We start from the raw sequence: 17,860 nt of genomic DNA on the forward strand, positions 1-17,860 counted from the left end.
ACGGGTGCGTCGTGGTGCCCCGCTGAGCGTGGATTCGCTCGCCGGCGGGCCTGGGCACGCCACTACAGCGCGACCGGTAGCCCGTAGTCGACCCAGGTCCGCGCCACCTCGAACCCGGCGCGCTCGTACACGCCGAGCGCACGGGTCGAGTTGGCCGAGTCCACGGAGAGCCCGGCGCGGTGGTAGCCCTGCGTCCTGCCCTGAGCCAGCGTGCGGCTCAGCAAGGCCGCGGCCACACCACGCCCGCGATGCTCCTCCAGGGTGCCGACGTCCCCGATCCACAACTCGCGGACGCCCGTCATCTCCTCGACGACCGGGTAGTGCCGTGCGAGCACGAACCCGACTACGGCGCCTTGGGAGAGCGCCAGAAAGGAGGACTCCGGAACGAACCGCTTGCTGTCGGTGAACGACGCCGCCCATTCCTCGGGGCTGCGCTCGACCGACCCCCAGTGCTGGGCGAAGGCCGCGTTGCAGACCAGGCGGACCTCTTCGTCACGGGCCGCGGAGAACGGCACGATCTCGTAGCCGGACGGGATCGGGACCTGGGCGAGTGACTCGCCCAGTGCCACCTCCAGTTCGTAGAAGTAGCGGTCGGCGCCGAAGCCGAGCTTCTCGACCAGCGCGACGTGTCCCTCGACACGGCTCTCGACCATGGTGCACACGGCGAGCGGCAGGTCCGGGTGTCGAGCGACGTGGAGGTCGTGCGCCAGGGTGGCGAGTCGTGGCAGCAGTTGCCGCCCGATGCCCTCGCGCCGGAACTCGGGGTGGACCGCTCCGTCGAGCCGGACGCGGTGCGTTCCCACGGGGTTGTCGCGCAACGCGACCAGCCCGTAGGCCGCAAGCCTTCCGCCCACGAGCACGGCCAGCGATCCACCGGGCAGGTCGGCCTTGCCGAACGACCCGGCGAAGTCCTCTTCGGACAAGAGTTCGCCGGTGTCGTCGACCGCCTCGGCCGCGTTGTAGAGCGCGGCCACCGCCGGGATGTCCGCTGTCGTGAGCGGGCGCCACACGAGTTCCACGTCGAACGACGCTACGGGGAGGGGATACCGCCAACAACCGAATAACGCGTTGCCCGCGATGAGCCACCGGGGCCATCCTGCGAGCGATGACGCCACCAGAGATCGCACCGCTGCACGAGGACCTGACGTTCCACGGGCCCCTGTCCGAACAACGAGCAGCCCGCCTCATCCGCTCACTCCTGCCGCTGGACGACGCCCACGTGCTGGACGTCGGCTGCGGCTGGGCGGAGTTCCTCCTGCGGACCCTGGAAGCCGCTCCCACGGCCACCGGTACCGGAGTCGACCTGAACGCCGCGGACATCGCGCACGGCCAGGCCAACGCCGAGGCCAGAGGCCTGACCGACCGCGTCAGTCTGCAGGTGGCGGATGTCGCTCAATGGCACCCGGACCGGCCGGCTGACGTCGTGATCGTCAACGGCGCCAGCCAGGTGTGGGGCGGAGACCCGTTGCAGCACACGGCGAACGCGCTCACGGCGGCGAGACAGCTGCTGCGCGCGGGCGGCAGGCTCCTGCTGGGCGAGGGTTTCTGGGAACGCGAGCCCACCGAGGACCAGCTGGCGGCGATGCCGGTGCCACGCGACCAGTACGGCTCGGTGGCCGGCCTGGTGGACCTCGCGCACGCTCACGGCTACCGCATGCTCGCGGTCGAACAGGCGAGCCTCGACGAGTGGGACGTGTTCGAGAACGGGCACGGCCTCGCCTGGGAACGCTGGCTGCGCGACAACCCGGGCTCCGAGCACGCACCGGAGATCAGGGCGAAGGCCGACACCGCCCGCACCTACCGGCTGCGGGGGTGGCGCGGCACGCTCGGCCTGGCCTACCTGACGCTCCAGGCGCCTTAGACCGTGTCCGGTGACCCTCGTCCGCGACAGTCACGGACGAGGCCGACGCGCACCGTACCTCCGCCGGGGAACACGGCCGGGCTCGAACCGGCGTCCCTCCGGATCAAGAGCCGGAGCTCTACCACTGAGCTACGTGTTCCCAGTGCGTTCGGCGGGCCGAGCTCGAACCGACGTCCACCCGGTCCCAGGGCCGGGCGCTCTACCCACTGAGCTGCCGCCGGACGCGCTACAGCCTGCTCAGCCGGAAGGTTCTGTCCACCGACTACCTCGGTGCGCAGTGGCATGCCGCTGAACGCGTGCGCACGCCACAAAGCCATGGCCCACAACGGATCCGACACGGCAACGCCGTGCACGAGTTCCGGGGTCGGCCGGAAGCGCGCGATCAGGCCGTGCTTGCGAGGCGCGGTCCAGCCGGCGCGCTCCGGGTCCACGCCCTGCGAGAGGCATGCGTCCTCGACGTGCGAACGCGTGCACGCCGCGGTGCCGTCGAGCACCTCCCACGGCAGCGGCACGCTCGCCCACACGCGGTGTCCGGGTGCGGCCCGCCACCGGTCTGCTCGTGCCACCACGCCAGGTCCGCCGCCATCACGCGCATCGTCTTGCCCGGCCAGGCGTCGTCGAGCAACGACGTGAGGCCTGCGGCGTGCAGGCAGGCGATCCACGCCGGGCGGGCGGAGTTGTAGGCGGCGGCGTAGGCGTTCCAGGTCGACGAGTCGACGCCGGAGCGGACGATCATCGCGGTCTTGTCCACGTCGGACGTCCGCCACAGCCCGGCGAGCACGGTGGCGATCGACCTCGTCACCGCGGGCCAGCGGCCGAGCAGTTCGCCGAACTGCTCGGCGGACAGGTGCCGCAGGACCTCCCACGCCGGGTGCGCGAGCGCGATCATCGCCCCAGTCGGTGCCGGACGCGGCTCCGGCACCGTTCGAAGAGGACGTCGGCGACCTGGTCGAACGGGCTCTCGCGGCCCGCAAGGCTGAACTCGCGGCGCAGCTTGCGTCGTGCCGTGAAGTACGCGACGAAGCAGGCCGCAGCGGGGTCCGCCCGGAAGCGGTCGCGGTCGATCACACCCACGAGCCCCGCTGACGCGAGCACCGTCGCGCGGCGCGGTTCCTGGGCGCGCCCCAGCCGATCGGCTTGCGCGGACAGCCTGCGCAGCACGCGGAAGCGGCGGTTGTACTGCCGCTTCGACAGCTCGATTCCCGCCGCGGCGCGGGCGTCGCGGTTCAGCCGGTCCGCCAGGAAGTCCGCGTGCTCCGGGTCGAAGCCGATGCCGGCACCGGCCGGCGCCGCGAACTCCAGCCCGGCAGCGGGTCCTCGGCGTCGACCGCGTCGTCCACTTCGAACGTGCGACGAGTGGCCGCGACCTGCCGCGCGGCGCCGACCGGGCGGGCGTGGTCGTCGCTCATCCCGGAGAAGCCGTGCCAACGGGACGCGTGCGCCGCGACTTCGTTGATCACCGCACGCTCGCGTCGCTTGAGCGACGGCAGCGCCTGCCGCTCGACGGTACAGGGGGTCGAGTGCGTCCACGCCTTCCGGATCGCCACGCCCTGTCCAGCTGTTTTCCGGCTTTGCCCTACCCTTTTCAACCGTGCTGGTGCTGCTTCCCCCGTCGGAGACCAAGGCGATCGGCGGCGAGGGCGCGCCGCTCGACCTCGACGCGCTGTCGTTCCCCGAGCTCAACCCGGTGCGCGACAAGCTGGTGTCCGCGCTGGCCGATCTCGCGCAGGACGTCCCGGCGAGCCTCAAGGCGCTCGACATCTCCGAACGCCAGGTCGACGAGGTGCATCGCAACGCGGCGCTGCGCACGTCGGAGACCACGCCCGCGCTGTTGCGCTACACCGGCGTGCTCTACGACAACCTGGACTTCCCGTCGCTCAAGAAAGCCGCGAAGGAACGCGCCTACCAGCGGCTCGCGGTCGCGTCGGCGCTGTTCGGGGCTGTTCGCGGCGGCGATCCCGTGCCCGCGTACCGGTTGTCCGGCGGGAGCACGCTGCCCGGCCACGGCAGCCTGCGGACGTTGTGGAAGCCCGCTCTGGAGCCGTTGTTCAAGGACACCGGCGAGTTCGTCGTCGACCTGCGTTCCGGTGCGTACTCCAGCCTGGCGCGGATCCCGCACGCCGTCGTCATCCGGGTGATCACGAGCGAGGGCAAGGTCGTGAGCCACTTCAACAAGGCGCACAAGGGGTTGCTCGCGCGCGCCATCGCGACGTCCAGCACGGAGCCCGGCGACCTGAAAGGCCTGGTCAGGCTCGCGCAGAAGGCCGGACTCACGATGGTGCCGACGGGCGAGAAGACGGCGGACCTGATCACCGGTTAATTCGGTTGCGGACTCCGGACCCGCAGGGCAAGCTTTCCTTCGAAGCGTGACGACGAAGCTGGATCGAGGAGGTGCGTGATGTCAGAGCCTGTCTTTGGACGTGGCACCGCGTTCGCGACCCGTCCAGCCGCCTCTCGCGCCTGATCAGCACCGTTTGATCGCAGAGCGCCAGTGGGGCGGTCACCTTCATCCTTTGGGAGACCCCACCGTGCGCGAGCACGATCTTTTCGAACGTTACGAATCTGCTTTCGATGGCGCCGACGACACCATGCGGCGCAAGGGAAAGCGCACCAACCGGATCGCCGACGACGCGGGACCGACGCGTCGCGGCCGAATGACCGAGGAAGAGAAGCTGCGGGTCTCGCGACTGCGCGAGGACCAGCTCAGCACCGCGGACACCCCCGAGGACGGCGACCGCTGGTCCACGTGGGGCGACGCCGACCAGGGCCCGAAACCGCACCCCGACTGGCTCATCACGGAACTGGCCGCGGTCGACCGCGAGCTGGGCATCGTGAAGACCGGTAAGGAGGCGGACGTCTTCCTGCTGGAACGTGCCATCGGCGACAGGTCGGCCCTGCTCGCCGCGAAGCGCTACCGCAGCAACGACCACCGGATGTTCCACCGCGACGCGGGGTACCTCGAGGGTCGTCGCATGAAGAAGTCCCGTGAGACGCGGGCGATCGCGAACCGCACCGCGTTCGGGCGCAACCTGATCGCGGAGCAGTGGGCGGTCGCGGAGTTCGCCGCGCTCTCCCAGCTGTGGCAGATCGGCGCAGCCGTGCCGTATCCGGTGCAACGCAGTGGCACCGAGCTGCTGCTGGAGTTCATCGGGGACGCCGACGGCACCGCGGCACCGCGGCTCGCGCAGGCCCGTCCCGACGAGGACGAGCTGCTCGACCTGTGGCGCCAGCTGGTCGCGACGCTGATGACGCTCGCCGAGGCGGGCATCACGCACGGCGACCTCTCGGCGTACAACCTGATGGTCCACGACGGCAGGCTGGTCATGATCGACCTGCCGCAGGTGGTCGACCTGGTCGCGAACCCCCGCGGCCCGGAGTTTCTCGACCGCGACGTCCGCAACATCTGCGGCTGGTTCGCCTCGCGCGGCCTGCCGCACGAGATCGGCGACCCGTCCGCGCTGGTGACGACGCTGCTGGACGTGGCGGGTATGGCCTGACCCACGTTGCGTGCCCGGCCGTGTCCAACGACACTGCCGGGCGCGCAAGGCTTCGCGATAGATCAGCTAGACTGTGCTGTACACCGATGCAGGCTTGACGGCCGTTGACCGGTGTTTCCACCCACTCATCAGCGGCGTGACCATCACGCCGGGCCCGTCCTTGTGATCGGCACCGCGGTAGCTCGCGGGGCAGCCTCGAGACGTGCCATGTCCCGGAGGTTTGTTTTGCCATCAATGTCCGAAGGCCGTTCCGAGCGTTCCACCAGTCGCAGGGCACCGCGGCGTCGCTCGGGTCGCCAGGGCAACTCCTCGCGTCCGCAGCAGCGGGTCGAGGAACCGATCGTCGCCGAGGTCTTCGAGAGCACGCTGCCGGAAGGCCCGCTGCCCTCGTTCGCTGAACTCGGCTTGGCAGACGCGCTGATCAAGTCGCTCGTCGCCAACGAAATCACCGAGCCGTTCCCGATCCAGGCGGCCACCCTTCCCGACGCCATGGCCGGCCGCGACATTCTCGGCCGGGGCCAGACCGGTTCCGGCAAGACGCTGGCGTTCGGTCTCGCGATGCTGACCCGCCTCGCGAGCGGCCGCTCCATGCCGAACAAGCCGCGTGGCCTGATCCTCGTTCCGACCCGCGAGCTCGCGATGCAGGTGGAGACGGCGCTCACGCCGCACGCCCGCTCGCTGGGCCTGTGGTGCCGCGTCATCGTCGGCGGCACGTCGTTCCCGCGCCAGATCGAACACCTGCGCCGCGGCGTCGACCTGCTGATCGCGACGCCGGGCCGCCTGTCCGACCACGTCCGCCAGGGCACGTGCGACCTCGGCTCCGTCGAGATCACCGCGCTGGACGAGGCCGACCAGATGGCCGACATGGGCTTCATGCCCCAGGTCCGCGCGATCCTCGACCTGACCCCGCAGGACGGGCAGCGCCTGCTGTTCTCCGCGACGCTCGACGGCGACGTGGACAAGCTGGTCCGCCAGTACCTGCACTCCCCGGTGACGCACTCGGTGGCCCCGGCCACCGCCAGCGTCACGACGATGGAGCACCACCTGCTATTCGTGTCCGCTGAGGACAAGCAGAACGTGGTGAACGAGGTGGCCGCGCGCGAGGGCCGCACGATCATGTTCGTGCGCACCAAGCACCACGTGGACCGCCTGGCCAAGAAGCTGCGTTCGATGGGCGTCAACGCCGGCGCGCTGCACGGCGGCAAGGCGCAGAGCGCGCGCACCCGCGTGCTCGGCGACTTCCGCGACGGCACCATGCCGGTCCTGATCGCCACGGACGTCGCCGCGCGCGGCATCCACGTCGACGACGTCTCACTGGTCGTCCACGTAGACCCGCCGGCCGACCCGAAGGACTACCTGCACCGCGCAGGCCGCACGGCCCGCGCAGGGCAGTCCGGCACGGTCGTCACCCTGGTCACGCACGACCAGCGCCGCGCAGTCCAGGGCATGGCCGCACGCGCGGGCATCCGTCCGGAGAGCACGAAGGTGCGCCCCGGCGACGACGACCTGGTCCGCATCACCGGCGCCCGCATCCCGAGCGGCGAGCCGATCATCGAACGCGAGAAGCCAGCCCGCCGCAGTGGCGGCTCCGGTGGTCGCCGCTTCGGCGCTCCCGCCGCGGCCAGCAGCGGTGGCGGTGGCTACCGCGGTGGCTCCGGCCGGCGCACCGAGGGCGGCGAGTTCCGCGGTGGACCGCGCCGTTCGGAGCGTTCCGAGGGTGGTCGCACGTTCGGTCGAACCGAGCGCGGCGCGGGTCGTCCGCGCCGGGCGGCACCGCAGCACTGAGCTTGATCTGATCGACGGTTGAGGCCGCTTCCCCGCTTCGGGGAGGCGGCCTTCGCCGTGTGCGGGGTTTCGGCGGCCTCCTCGCGCCGGAAAGTCGGCCTTTGCCGCGCGGGTCGTCTCCTTGCGGGGACGGTGTTGGGCAAACGTGCGCTGGGGCGCCTCGACAGCCTTTGCCGTGCATGGCTACCGGTTCACGGCGGAAGAACGTTCTTCGCCATGCGCGCGGGCCGCCTTTCCACGACTGACAACCCGCCTTGTCCACGCGCAGCGCATGGCGACCGCTCCGCGTCGGGGGACCTCGACATGATGGGCCACACCGCCTACCCATTCCGGACAGACGACCTTGCCGTGTGCGAGCCAGGCCGCTCTCTCCTGGGAAGCCCTCCACCTTGAGGAGGGGACTTCGCCGTTCCCCCGGCGAGTTGTCCACAGATCGGTGAGCGGTGGGTTGACACGCCCGAATCGTCGTTAGGTTGGGTGGAGGTAGGTGGTCAGCCCCCTGGGAGGGCGGGGCCTGAGCTGCGGGCGTTTTCGGTGCGGCACGTAAGGTGCGGCATGGGGCGGAACTGGTACCTGCTGTGGGGCGGCAGCGCCATCTCGGCGTTGGGGGACGGCATCTTCCTGGCGGCGCTTCCGCTGCTCGCCACCACGCTCACCCAGGATCCGAAGCTGATCGCCGGCGTCAGTTTCTTCGGCACGTTTCCCTGGCTGCTGGTCTCGCTCTCGGCGGGCGCGGCGGCGGACCGGTTCGACGGACGGCGCCTTCTCCTCACGGCCCTGTGGGTCCAGTGCGCGCTCATGGCCCTGCTCGCGGCCTTCCACGGCGCACACATCGCTTTCCTGTACGGCATGGCGTTTCTGATCGGCACCGTCGAGACCGTGCCGAGGGCGGTCGGGCAGCCGCTCATCAAGGCCACCGTGGAGAACCATCTGCTGGAGCGGGCGAACGGGCGGCTGTTCGCGTCGCAGGCGGTGGCGCTGCAGTTCGTGGGACCGCCGCTGGGTGGCCTGTTGTTCGCGATCGCCGTTCCTGCGCCGTTCTGGGTCAACGCGCTGACGTTCGCCATCGCGGCAGCGCTGGTCACCAGGATGCGCACCGAACGCAAGGAGCCGACGGCCAGGCCGAAGGCCAGGGAAGGCATGCGGTGGCTGTTGAGGCACAAGGCACTCAGAACCATCACGGTCGTGTCGGCGACGACGAACCTGTGCATCGCGATGACGATGGCGACGCTGGTGCTGTTCGCCCAGCAGAGGCTCGGGCTGACCAACGCAGGGTTCGGGGCGTTTCTGGCCACTCTCGCGTGTGGTGGGGTCGCGGGCGGGTTGCTCGCTGAACGACTGCTTGCGAGGTATCGCGGCACGGTTGCGGCGACTGTGGTGTTGATTCCGTTGATGTGGCTGGGAATCGCGACGGTCGCCCACGACCTTCCCACGGTTGCGGCGTTCGCGGTCGTGAGTTCGTTCTGCACGGCCGTGTGGGGCGTGGCGACCTCAAGCTTCAGACAGCGTGTGGTGCCCACGGAACTGCTGGGGCGCGTCAGCAGCGCGCAGACCCTGATCACCTGGGGTGTTCAGCCGGTCGGCGCGCTGCTGGGCGGGCTCACAGCGGACTACTTCGGACTGTTGGCTCCGTGGTACGTGGCCGTCGCCTTGCGCACCGCGGTGGGGTTGTTCAGCTTCAAGCCGTTACGCGCTCACTTCAGATCGCCGCCGCGAACTGCGCCGAGTACAGCCGGTGGTACGCGCCCTGCCTAGCCAGCAGCTCGTCGTGCGTGCCCTGTTCGACGATGCGCCCGGCCTCCATCACCAGGATCAGGTCGGCGTCGCGGATGGTGGACAGGCGGTGGGCGATGACGAACGACGTGCGCGACGAGCGCAGGGCCGCCATGGCGTGTTGCACCAACGACTCCGTGCGGGTGTCGACTGAGCTGGTGGCCTCGTCGAGGATCAGCAGCGTTGGGTCGGACAGGAACGCACGCGCGATGGTGAGGAGTTGTTTCTCGCCCGCGGAGACGTTCGAGGCCTCCTCGTCGATCACGGTGTCGTAGCCGTCGGGCAGGCAGCGCACGAAACGGTCCACATAGGTCGCTTCGGCCGCGGCGAGGATCTCCTCCTCTGTGGCACCCGGTTTGCCGTAGGCGATGTTGTCGCGGATGGTGCCGCCGAACAGCCATGTCTCCTGCAGCACCATGCTTGCCTGTGCGCGCAGGTCTGCGCGGCGCAACGAGGTGATGTCCACGTCGTCCAGCAGGATCCGGCCGCCGCCGAGCTCGTAGAACCGCATGATGAGGTTCACGAGTGTCGTCTTGCCCGCGCCGGTGGGGCCGACGATGGCGATCATCTGGCCTGGTTCGGCGATCAGCGAGAGGTTCTCGATCAGCGGCTTGTCCGGGTCGTAGGAGAACGAGACGTCCTGGAACTCGACCTTGCCGCAGCGCCACGGTGGTGGCACGGCGTCCGCAGGGTCCGGGCGTTGTTCCGGTGCGTCGAGGAGTTCGAACACGCGCTCCGCCGACGCCACGCCGGACTGCAGCAGGTTCGACAGGGAGGCGGCCTGGGTGAGCGGCTGAGTGAACTGGCGCGAGTACTGGATGAACGCCGTCACCTCGCCCAGCGTCATGCCGCCGGTGGTGATGCGCAGGCCGCCGATCACCGCGATGGCGACGTAGCTCAGGTTCGACAGGAACATCATCGACGGCATGATCAGGCCGGACACGAACTGCGCTCCGGCGGCCGCCTCGTACAGCTCATCGTTGCGGCGGCGGAACTCCGCCTCCGACTCCTGCTGCCTGCCGAACGCGGTCACCAGCTGGTGGCCGCTGAACGCCTCCTCGATGTGCGCGTTCAGCCGGCCGGTGTGCTTCCACTGCGCCACGAACTGCTTCTGCGCGCGCTTGCCGATCGCACGGGTCAGGGCGACCGAGATCGGGATGACGAGCATCATCACCGCCGCCAGCAGCGGCGAGATCACGAACATCATCACCGTCACGCCGATGATGCTCAGAACAGCGGTGAGCAGCTGGCTCATCGTCTGCTGCAACGTCGTCGAGATGTTGTCGATGTCGTTGGTGACGCGGGAGAGCAGCTCGCCGCGCGGCTGGCTGTCGAAGTACTTGAGCGGCAACCGGTGCAGCTTCTCCTCGACGCTCTCGCGCAACCGGTAGACCACGCGCTGCACCACCGTGTTCAGCAGCCGCCCCTGCAACCAGCTGAACAGCGAGGCCAGCACGTACAGGCCCGCCGCGAACGAGAGCACCGCCCCGAGAGAACCGAAGTCGATGCCCGAACCGCGCAGGCCGTTGAAGATGATGTCGGTGGCGTCGCCGAGAATTTTCGGGCCCAGCACGGTGAACGAGATGCCGAGCACTCCAAGCCCGACGACGAAGGCGAAGGTGACGCGTTCGGGTTTCATCAGGCCGGCCAGACGCCGGGCCGACGTGCCGAAGTCCGCCGCCTTGCTGACCGGGGCCTGCATGGCGAACCGGCCGGCCGGACCGGCCATCGGTCGCGGCGGCTGCTCACGAGCGGTGGTGGTCATGACGCTTCCTCCGGCGTGAGCTGCGAGTGGACGATTTCCAGGTACGTGGGGCAGTTGTCCATCAGTTCGCGGTGCGTGCCCCTGCCGACGATCTCGCCGTTCTCCAGCACGAGGATCTGGTCCGCCTGGGCCACTGTGGAGACCCGCTGCGCCACGACGATCACGGCGGCGTCGCGGGTGTACGGCCGCAGTGCCGCTCGCAACGCCGCGTCGGTGGCGAGGTCGAGCGCGGAGAACGAGTCGTCGAACAGGTACACGTCCGGCCGGCGCACCAGTGCCCGCGCGATGGAGAGCCGCTGCCGCTGGCCGCCGGACAGGTTGGTCCCGCCCTGGGAGATCGTGGCGTCCAGCCCGCCCATCGCGGTGACGAAGTCCCGCGACTGCGCGATGTCCAGCGCCGTCCACATCTGCTCGTCGGTGGCGTCCGGTGCGCCGTGCTGAAGGTTCGATCGCACGGTTCCGGTGAACAGGTACGACACCTGCGGCACGAGGCCGATCCGCGAACGCAACGCCTCGGGGTCCTGCGCCCGCACGTCGACGCCGCCGACCCGCACCTCCCCCGCCGTCACGTCGATCAGCCGCGGGATCAGGCTCATCAACGTCGTCTTGCCGGAGCCGGTGCTGCCGATGATCGCGGTGGTCTGCCCGGCGCCCACGCTGAACGACGTGCTCCTGAGCACCGGAGCGTCGGCTCCGGGATAGCGGAACTCCGCACTGTGGAAGGAGACCTCTCCGCGCCCGAGAGACGCGGCCACCGGATCCGCAGGAGCGTGCACCGACGGTTCGGTCTCGATGACCTCCATGATCCGCCCGGCGCTGACGGAGGCACGTGGCACCAGCGTCGAGATGAACGACGCCATCATCACCGACATCAGGATCTGCAGGAGATAGGCGAGGAACGCGGTCAACGCGCCGACCTGCATCTCCCCGTCCGCCACGCGGTGCGCCCCGAACCACAGCACCGCGACGCTGGACACGTTGAAGATCAGCATGACCGTCGGGAAGATCATCGCCTGCAGCCGGCCCGCCCTCAGCGCGATGTCGGTGAGCTGCGCGTTGGCGTCGGCGAACCGCTCGGTCTCCGCCTTCTCCCGCACGAACGCCCGCACCACCCGGACGCCCGTGAGCTGTTCGCGCAGCACCCGGTTCACGTGGTCGATGCGCTCTTGCTGACGGCGGAACAACGGCACCATCCGCACGGTGATCATGGCGATCGCGACCGCCAGCACCGGCACGCAGACCAGCAGCAACCACGACAGCCCGACGTCCTCGCGCAGCGCCATGACGACACCGGCCACGGACATGATCGGCGCCGCGACGAACATCGTCGTCAGCATCACCACCAGCACCTGGATCTGCTGGACGTCGTTGGTGGTGCGGGTGATCAGCGACGGCGCTCCGAACCGCGCGACCTCCTGCGCGGAGAACGAGCCGACGCGGTGGAACACCCCGGACCGCACGTCCCGCCCGAACGCCATCGCGGTGCGCGTGCCGTACCGGACGGCCACGATCGAACAGGCGATCTGCAGCAGCGAGACGACGAGCATCCAGACGCCCTGATCCACGATGTACGAGGTGTCACCGCGGGCCACGCCGTTGTCGATGATGTCGGCGTTGAGGCTCGGCAGGTACAGCGAGGCGACCGTGCCGACGAGCTGCAACGCGACGACGATGGTCAGCTCCCTGCGGTACGGCCGCAGGTAGGTCGTCAGCAGGCGGGTGAGCACTCGGTCCCCGCCTGGTGGCGAGGCTGTCTGGGTGGACAAGCAAGGCTCCTGTGGGTCGAGAGGTGCATGAAAAAACCACCGTCCAGACCGAAGCCTGAACGGTGGTGAGCACAGCCGCAAAGTGAATTTGCTACTTCTTCGCCGCCGCCTTGAAGGTCCACTGGGCGGCGGAACCGGAGCAGGACGCCGCCGTCACCTTGCCGGACGCGTCTCGGTAGCACTTGGTGTTGTACTGCATGTCCGAAATGGTCTTGTTCGGGTTGATGGACCACTGCTGTGCCGGTCCGCCGTCGCACTTCTTCAGCAGCACCTTGCCCGACGACAGCGTGGCGCACTGCTGGGGCGAACCCTGCTCCATGAACGCGCCGTGGAACTTGAACTGCTGCTTCTCGGAACCGTTGCAGGTCGCCGTGGTCAGCTGGGCACCAGACGAGCCGCCCTGCAGGCACTTGCCGGTCGAGACGTTCTTGTACTCGCCGTTGGTGGTCTTGGGCTTCGCGCCGCCGTAGCACTCGCCGGTCGAGGTGTTGAAGATCGGCGTCGAGTCCACCTGCAGGTTCGACGGCGGGTTGAGGATCGTCTCCTCCATCACCGGCTTGCCGTCGTCGTGGTAGTTCGTCAGCGCGTCCTCGCAGTCGATCGCGTTCATGGCGTTGCCGCCCTTGCCGCCGATCCACGCGTCGAAGTGCCACAGCTTCGGGCCGCCGTTGGGGCCGTTGCCGTTCCAGTCCTGCTCACAGGAGGAACAGGAGTCCTCCATGACGAAGTACTTCTTGACCCGCGGGAAATAGATCTTCGTTCCCGGCTTGGCCTCTTTGCTGGACGTCGCGAACGTGATCGGGTCCGACCACGTGCCCTTGCCGCCGGCCGTGTCGTGGAGCCCCGGATAGGCGATGTCGCCACCAGGCGGCGTGTTGTCGTACCAGCCGTAGAAGGTCCAGAAAACCTGTTGGGATGCCGCGTTCGCCGGGGTCGAAACGACCAAACCGGACATCGCAAGCACAATGCCTGCCACCAAAGACAGGGCGCGTTTCATGCGGGCCTCCGCAAAACCGGTGGACTTGGCGGCGTGAATGCAGAGTCCACCGGGTGCGCGGCTTTTGTAAAGAAACTTATCTAACTATTTGCGGAAGCAATGCCCGCGACGGGGCCGACCACGATGATCGCCGGAGGACGAATCTCGTGCGCCTTCACGTCGGCACCCAGGGAGTCCAAAGTGGACCGCAGAACGCGCTGAGATGCCGTGCTGCCCTCCTGGATCACGGCGACGGGGGTCGAACCGGGGCGGCCTTCCATCAACGCCGTGGCGAACGCACCGGCTCGTTCAACGGCCATCATCAGCACGACGGTGCCGCGAAGGCGTGCGATCGCGGACCAGTCGACGAGAGAGCGCGGGTCGTCCGGCGCAACGTGACCGGAGACGACGACGACCTCGTGCGCCACGCCTCGGTGCGTCACCGGCACACCGGCCAGCGCGGGCACACCGAACGCCGACGTCACGCCCGGCACCACGGTCACCGGGATGCCGGCCTCGGCGCACGCCAGCAGTTCCTCGAAGCCGCGCCCGAAGACGTACGGGTCGCCGCCCTTGAGCCGGACGACGAACTTCCCCTCCTTGGCGCGGTCGATCAGCGTCTGGTTGATGAACTCCTGCGTCGCCGCGCGGCCGTAGGGGATCTTCGCCGCGTCCACGACCTCGACGTGCGCTGGCAGCTCCTCCAGCAGTTCGCGCGGCGCCAGCCGATCGGCCACCACGACGTCCGCGTGGGCCAGCAATCGCTTGCCCTGCACGGTGATCAGCTCAGGATCACCGGGTCCGCCACCCACCAGCGCCACGCCGACCGGCGGAGCGGCCTGGTCCGCGATGCGCCCGTCGCGCAACGCCGCCACGAGCCCGTCCCGCACGGAGGCCGACCGGCGGTGCTCGCCACCCGCAAGCACACCGATCAACATGCCGTCGTGCGTACCGGTCGCCGGCGTCACCGCCGTGCCCTCGACGGCGATGTCCGCGCGCACGCAGAACACACGCTGCGAGAGCGCTTCCTCGCCGATCTGCGTGTTCACCTCGACGTTCGACGTGCACGCCACCACGTACCACGCGCCCTCGACGTCACCGGCCTCATAACGCCGCTCGTGCCACGTCAGCTCTCCCGCGTCGACCATGCCCTGCACGGCGGGTGTGACGGAGGGCGACACGAGCTCGACGACGGCGCCGGACGCGATCAGGCGAGGTAGACGGCGCTGCGCGACCGTGCCGCCGCCGACCACGAGGACGCGCCGGCCCCGCAGGTCGAGGCCGGCCAGGTAGTGCTGTTCAAAGGGCATGCGTAGAAGCATCCACACGGGACACGCCGTGTCCAGCCGAAGGGAACATGGTCACAGCGCCAGCAGCTCGAAAGAGGTGGCCAGCACTCCTCCGAACCGCTTCCCGGTGTTCTCCGCCATCGAACGGAGGAACGTCGCGGGATCGGCCATGTCGCCGCTCAAGGCCTCCAGGTACGCCTTGTGCGCGCGTAGAGAGACCACGGAGGCGTAGAACGAGTCGGTGATGTCCACGGCGTGCGTCGCCAACGGTGAGGACGCCGCCGCCACGTACTTCACGCCTTCCCACTTCTCCAGCCCGAGCTCCGGGAAGATCCACCGGTTGCCCGCGTCCCGCACCGCGTCGACGGTCGCGCGTCCGACGGCGATGTGGTCGGCCATGTTCAGGCCGCCACCGGGCCAGGTCTCGCGGTAGTTGCCGGTGATCACGACCTCCGGCTTGTGCCGACGAATGGCGGCCGCGATGTCGCGCCGCAGCGGAAGGCCGTACTCGATGGTGCCGTCCGAGTGGTCCAGGAACTCGACCTCGGTCACGCCGACTGCCACGCACGCCGCGATCTGCTCCGCGACCCGCAACGGCCCGCAGACACTCGGTTCCATCGAGTCGATGCCGTTCTCGCCACGGCACGCGAGCAGGTACACGATGTTCTTGCCTTGGGCGGTCCACCGCGCGATGGCGCCTGCACCGCCGTACTCCATGTCATCGGGGTGAGCGACGACGACCAGCGCGTTCGACCAGTCTTCCGGTACAGGTTCTAGATCAGCCATGCGTGCAGGGTGCGCGCCACGCGCGCACCCTGCAACAAGCAAATGACGGCTTACAGCTGAGCAGTGATCACCGAGTAGTACGTGGCGATCCGGCCGTACACGCCGGGGTAGCCGGCACCGGCACAGCCGCGGCCCCACGAGGTGTCACCGATGAGCTTGCCGCCGAACACCAGCGGGCCACCGGAGTCGCCCTGGCAGGTGTCGGTGCCGCCCTGCGGGAAGCCCGCGCAGATCATCGAGCTGTTGCTGTACTGCGAGTACGCGGTCTTGCAGGTCGAGTCCGAGGTCAGCGGCACGTTGGCCTTGAGCAGGTACCGCGAGGCGGAACCGCCGGAGGACGTGGTGCCCCAGCCGAGGATCAGCGCGGAGTTGCCGGCCGCGTAGAGCGCGGTGTCGGACGGCGTGGCCAGCGGCAGGGTGGCCGAGCTGATGTTGCTGGCCAGCGTCAGCACCGCGACGTCGTAGCCGGCGGTCGCGGTGGTGTAGCTCGGGTGCACCCAGATCCTGGTCACGCTGACGACCGTGCCCGCGGTGCTCTGCTTGTCGTCACGGCCGTGCACAACGCGCACGCTGGAGGCGGAGCTGCCCTTGACGCAGTGCGCGGCGGTGACGACCTTGTTGGCCTTCACCAGCGTTCCACCGCAGAACTGCGAACCGGAGGTCGAAGCCAGGTAGACCACCCACGGATAGGTCGAGGTGCTTGCCCGCGTACCACCGACGATCATCGGCGACACGTCGCTCGCATTGGCCGGGGCGATGAAGAAGATGCTCGCGAGAGCGGACACCACGACGGACACGATCAGGCGATGCAGGGTTTTCGCCATGTTTGCCAGTCCTTCCCGATGACACTGTGTGTGCAGGATGTACAACAGCGGCACACACAGCGTCACGGGCGGGGATTCGGCGGCGTAACCGCCATTAGTCGCACATGTCCGACTTCACAATTGACCTACTTGAGGATGTCGCGAGCTTTGAACGCGGCCGTAACCGTGGCGGCATCCGCGTCACCGTAGAGCTTCTTGGCCGTGGCGACGGTCGCCTCGGCGGCAGCCTTGAACGTCGTGTTCGGCGTGTAGGAGAACTGCGACTCCAGCACGATCTTCGCCGCCTTGTCCCGGCCGAAGGCCTTGAAGACGTCGAACAGAGCCCGCGACCAGATCTGGCCGTCGAAGTGCACCTCGTTCTGCCGGTCGCCGACCTTCAGCTCGGTGTCGGCACGACGGATGCAGTGCGGCGTCGTGGTCGTGTACGAGGTCGAGTCCCAGTCCATGATGCACGCCAACGGGGTCGTGGCCGTGTCCTGCGAGTCACGCGAGGACAGCACCAACGCCCACCAGTCGCCGAAGCCCTCACCGATCGAGCCGCCGTCGAGCGACGAGCCGAAGCCCGGCACCTGGGCGTCCTGGATCGCGTGGCCGAGCTCGTGCCACACCACCTCGAGGTCCTCGGCGTCGTCCACGCCGCCCGTGCCGAAGGTGATCTGGTCCTTCGACGGGTCGTAGAACGAGTTGTCCTCGGTCAGGCCCAGCGTGGTGATCTTCTGCGCCTCGTTGTTGATGTTCTTGAACCCGAGGCTCTGGATGTACTTCTGCGCCTCCGTCACGCCCCAGTAGGCGTTGACCTGCTCGAAGTAGTCGTTGTTCCGCGTGTACTCGAACTTGTTGGTCTTGTTGTACGCGAGCTTGCCCTTGGCGCCGGTGATCGTCGCGTAGCTGCCCTTGAGGTAGCCGGAACCGTCCAGATCGGACAGCGTGACCGACTTGTACGCGGCGGCGGGCACGGCCGAGTCGGCGTCGTTGGCGTCCTTGAGGTTCTGGTTCTGCTGCGAGACAACGGGGTTCGGGCTGAACACCTTGCCGGTGCCGTTCGCGTGCTTGACCAGACTCTCGGTCTTCACGACGGCGCCGGACTCCGCGTGTACCAGCGTGCGCTCGGATCCCTTGCCGTTGTCGGAGATCACCTCGTAGACGAGGCCGGTGCCGGGCAGCACCTTCAGGTTCGCGCCCTCGGGAACGCCGGCTGACTTCGACTTGGCGTCCTCGGCGGTGACGGCCGGAGTGACGTCGACGGTGCCGACCGCGATCCTGCCGTCGTCCACGGTCTTCACACCGGTCGCCTTGTCGACGTGCTCGACGTAGTAGGCGCCCAGCACGGGTTTCCCGTCGAACGTCTGCTCGTACCAGGTGTGCGTGGCGGTCAGGGAGTCGCGAACGGTCAGCAGCCGCAGGCCTTCCTTGGGCGCGGCGGCCTGGGCGGTGATCGTCAGCAGGGACAGCGCGACGCCGGCGGTGCAGGCGACAGCGACGAGACGACGGGCTCTCATGCCGGTCTCCAGTGCTTTCGGGCCCGGTGCAGGGATGGG

Annotated in this window: 16 protein-coding genes and 2 tRNA genes; 5 read left to right on the top strand and 13 right to left on the bottom strand. The window is 68.8% G+C overall.

What is annotated here, in order from left to right; all coding sequences use genetic code 11:
* Positions 1 to 62 precede the first annotated feature (62 nt).
* Entirely contained in the window at positions 63 to 1,019 is a 957-nt protein-coding gene (locus tag ACIRG5_RS17450) for a GNAT family N-acetyltransferase (protein ID WP_402905698.1), read from the bottom strand.
* Positions 1,020 to 1,105: 86 nt separating this feature from the next.
* Here ACIRG5_RS17450 and ACIRG5_RS17455 point away from each other — a divergent pair, with 86 nt between their 5' ends.
* Positions 1,106 to 1,861 (top strand): SAM-dependent methyltransferase, encoded by a 756-nt coding sequence (locus ACIRG5_RS17455; RefSeq protein ID WP_402905699.1) that lies wholly within the window; start codon positions 1,106 to 1,108, stop codon positions 1,859 to 1,861.
* A gap of 67 nt (positions 1,862 to 1,928) precedes the next feature.
* Here the strand turns inward: ACIRG5_RS17455 and ACIRG5_RS17460 are convergent.
* The 5 genes from ACIRG5_RS17460 to ACIRG5_RS17480 all read right to left on the bottom strand — a co-directional run bounded on the left by ACIRG5_RS17460 (position 1,929) and on the right by ACIRG5_RS17480 (position 3,408).
* Positions 1,929 to 2,000 (bottom strand) — tRNA-Lys (locus tag ACIRG5_RS17460).
* Between the two features lie 8 nt (positions 2,001 to 2,008).
* Positions 2,009 to 2,082, bottom strand: a tRNA-Gln gene (locus ACIRG5_RS17465).
* Between the two features lie 161 nt (positions 2,083 to 2,243).
* A complete protein-coding gene (locus ACIRG5_RS17470; protein ID WP_402905701.1) occupies positions 2,244 to 2,750 on the bottom strand; it encodes a hypothetical protein in 507 nt (168 codons plus the stop codon).
* Complete coding sequence (locus ACIRG5_RS17475; RefSeq protein WP_402905703.1) at positions 2,747 to 3,022, bottom strand: hypothetical protein; 276 nt, start codon at positions 3,020 to 3,022, stop codon at positions 2,747 to 2,749. Before ACIRG5_RS17475 ends, ACIRG5_RS17470 begins: the two co-directional genes overlap by 4 nt.
* A 65-nt stretch (positions 3,023 to 3,087) precedes the next feature.
* Positions 3,088 to 3,408: a hypothetical protein gene (locus tag ACIRG5_RS17480; RefSeq protein WP_402905704.1), complete on the bottom strand. Its 321-nt coding sequence runs from the start codon at positions 3,406 to 3,408 to the stop codon at positions 3,088 to 3,090.
* Between the two features lie 44 nt (positions 3,409 to 3,452).
* Here ACIRG5_RS17480 and yaaA point away from each other — a divergent pair, with 44 nt between their 5' ends.
* The 4 genes from yaaA (at position 3,453) to ACIRG5_RS17500 (ending at position 8,898) form a co-directional block, all read left to right on the top strand.
* Positions 3,453 to 4,181: a peroxide stress protein YaaA gene (gene yaaA / locus ACIRG5_RS17485; RefSeq protein WP_402905706.1), complete on the top strand. Its 729-nt coding sequence runs from the start codon at positions 3,453 to 3,455 to the stop codon at positions 4,179 to 4,181.
* A gap of 208 nt (positions 4,182 to 4,389) precedes the next feature.
* Positions 4,390 to 5,358 (top strand): serine protein kinase RIO, encoded by a 969-nt coding sequence (locus ACIRG5_RS17490; RefSeq protein WP_402906194.1) that lies wholly within the window; start codon positions 4,390 to 4,392, stop codon positions 5,356 to 5,358.
* A gap of 234 nt (positions 5,359 to 5,592) precedes the next feature.
* The gene (locus ACIRG5_RS17495) at positions 5,593 to 7,143 is read left to right on the top strand and encodes a DEAD/DEAH box helicase (protein ID WP_402905708.1); all 1,551 of its coding nucleotides are present in this window, start codon (positions 5,593 to 5,595) and stop codon (positions 7,141 to 7,143) included.
* Positions 7,144 to 7,698: 555 nt separating this feature from the next.
* Complete coding sequence (locus tag ACIRG5_RS17500; protein ID WP_402905710.1) at positions 7,699 to 8,898, top strand: MFS transporter; 1,200 nt, start codon at positions 7,699 to 7,701, stop codon at positions 8,896 to 8,898.
* Here the strand turns inward: ACIRG5_RS17500 and ACIRG5_RS17505 are convergent.
* The 7 genes from ACIRG5_RS17505 to ACIRG5_RS17535 all read right to left on the bottom strand — a co-directional run bounded on the left by ACIRG5_RS17505 (position 8,843) and on the right by ACIRG5_RS17535 (position 17,821).
* Positions 8,843 to 10,645: an ABC transporter ATP-binding protein gene (locus tag ACIRG5_RS17505; protein ID WP_402906196.1), complete on the bottom strand. Its 1,803-nt coding sequence runs from the start codon at positions 10,643 to 10,645 to the stop codon at positions 8,843 to 8,845. The genes ACIRG5_RS17500 and ACIRG5_RS17505 overlap by 56 nt on opposite strands.
* A 32-nt stretch (positions 10,646 to 10,677) precedes the next feature.
* Positions 10,678 to 12,408 carry an ABC transporter ATP-binding protein gene (locus ACIRG5_RS17510; RefSeq protein ID WP_402906198.1) on the bottom strand — a complete coding sequence of 577 codons (1,731 nt, stop codon included), beginning with the start codon at positions 12,406 to 12,408 and terminating at the stop codon, positions 10,678 to 10,680.
* Between the two features lie 130 nt (positions 12,409 to 12,538).
* Positions 12,539 to 13,402, bottom strand: coding sequence for a ricin-type beta-trefoil lectin domain protein (locus ACIRG5_RS17515; protein WP_402905712.1), 864 nt, complete (start codon positions 13,400 to 13,402; stop codon positions 12,539 to 12,541).
* 122 nt (positions 13,403 to 13,524) lie between these two features.
* Complete coding sequence (cobA, locus tag ACIRG5_RS17520) at positions 13,525 to 14,733, bottom strand: uroporphyrinogen-III C-methyltransferase (protein ID WP_330273192.1); 1,209 nt, start codon at positions 14,731 to 14,733, stop codon at positions 13,525 to 13,527.
* 51 nt (positions 14,734 to 14,784) lie between these two features.
* Positions 14,785 to 15,498, bottom strand: a complete 714-nt coding sequence (locus ACIRG5_RS17525) for a PIG-L deacetylase family protein (protein WP_402905714.1) — start codon at positions 15,496 to 15,498, stop codon at positions 14,785 to 14,787.
* A 50-nt stretch (positions 15,499 to 15,548) separates the two neighbouring features.
* Positions 15,549 to 16,322, bottom strand: coding sequence for a S1 family peptidase (locus ACIRG5_RS17530; RefSeq protein WP_402905716.1), 774 nt, complete (start codon positions 16,320 to 16,322; stop codon positions 15,549 to 15,551).
* A 125-nt stretch (positions 16,323 to 16,447) separates the two neighbouring features.
* Entirely contained in the window at positions 16,448 to 17,821 is a 1,374-nt protein-coding gene (locus ACIRG5_RS17535; protein ID WP_402905718.1) for a M36 family metallopeptidase, read from the bottom strand.
* Between the last annotated feature and the right edge of the window lie 39 nt (positions 17,822 to 17,860).

Origin of the sequence: Lentzea sp. NPDC102401 (genome assembly GCF_044765805.1) — a bacterium.
GTDB classification, from domain to species: Bacteria; Actinomycetota; Actinomycetes; order Mycobacteriales; family Pseudonocardiaceae; genus Lentzea; species Lentzea sokolovensis.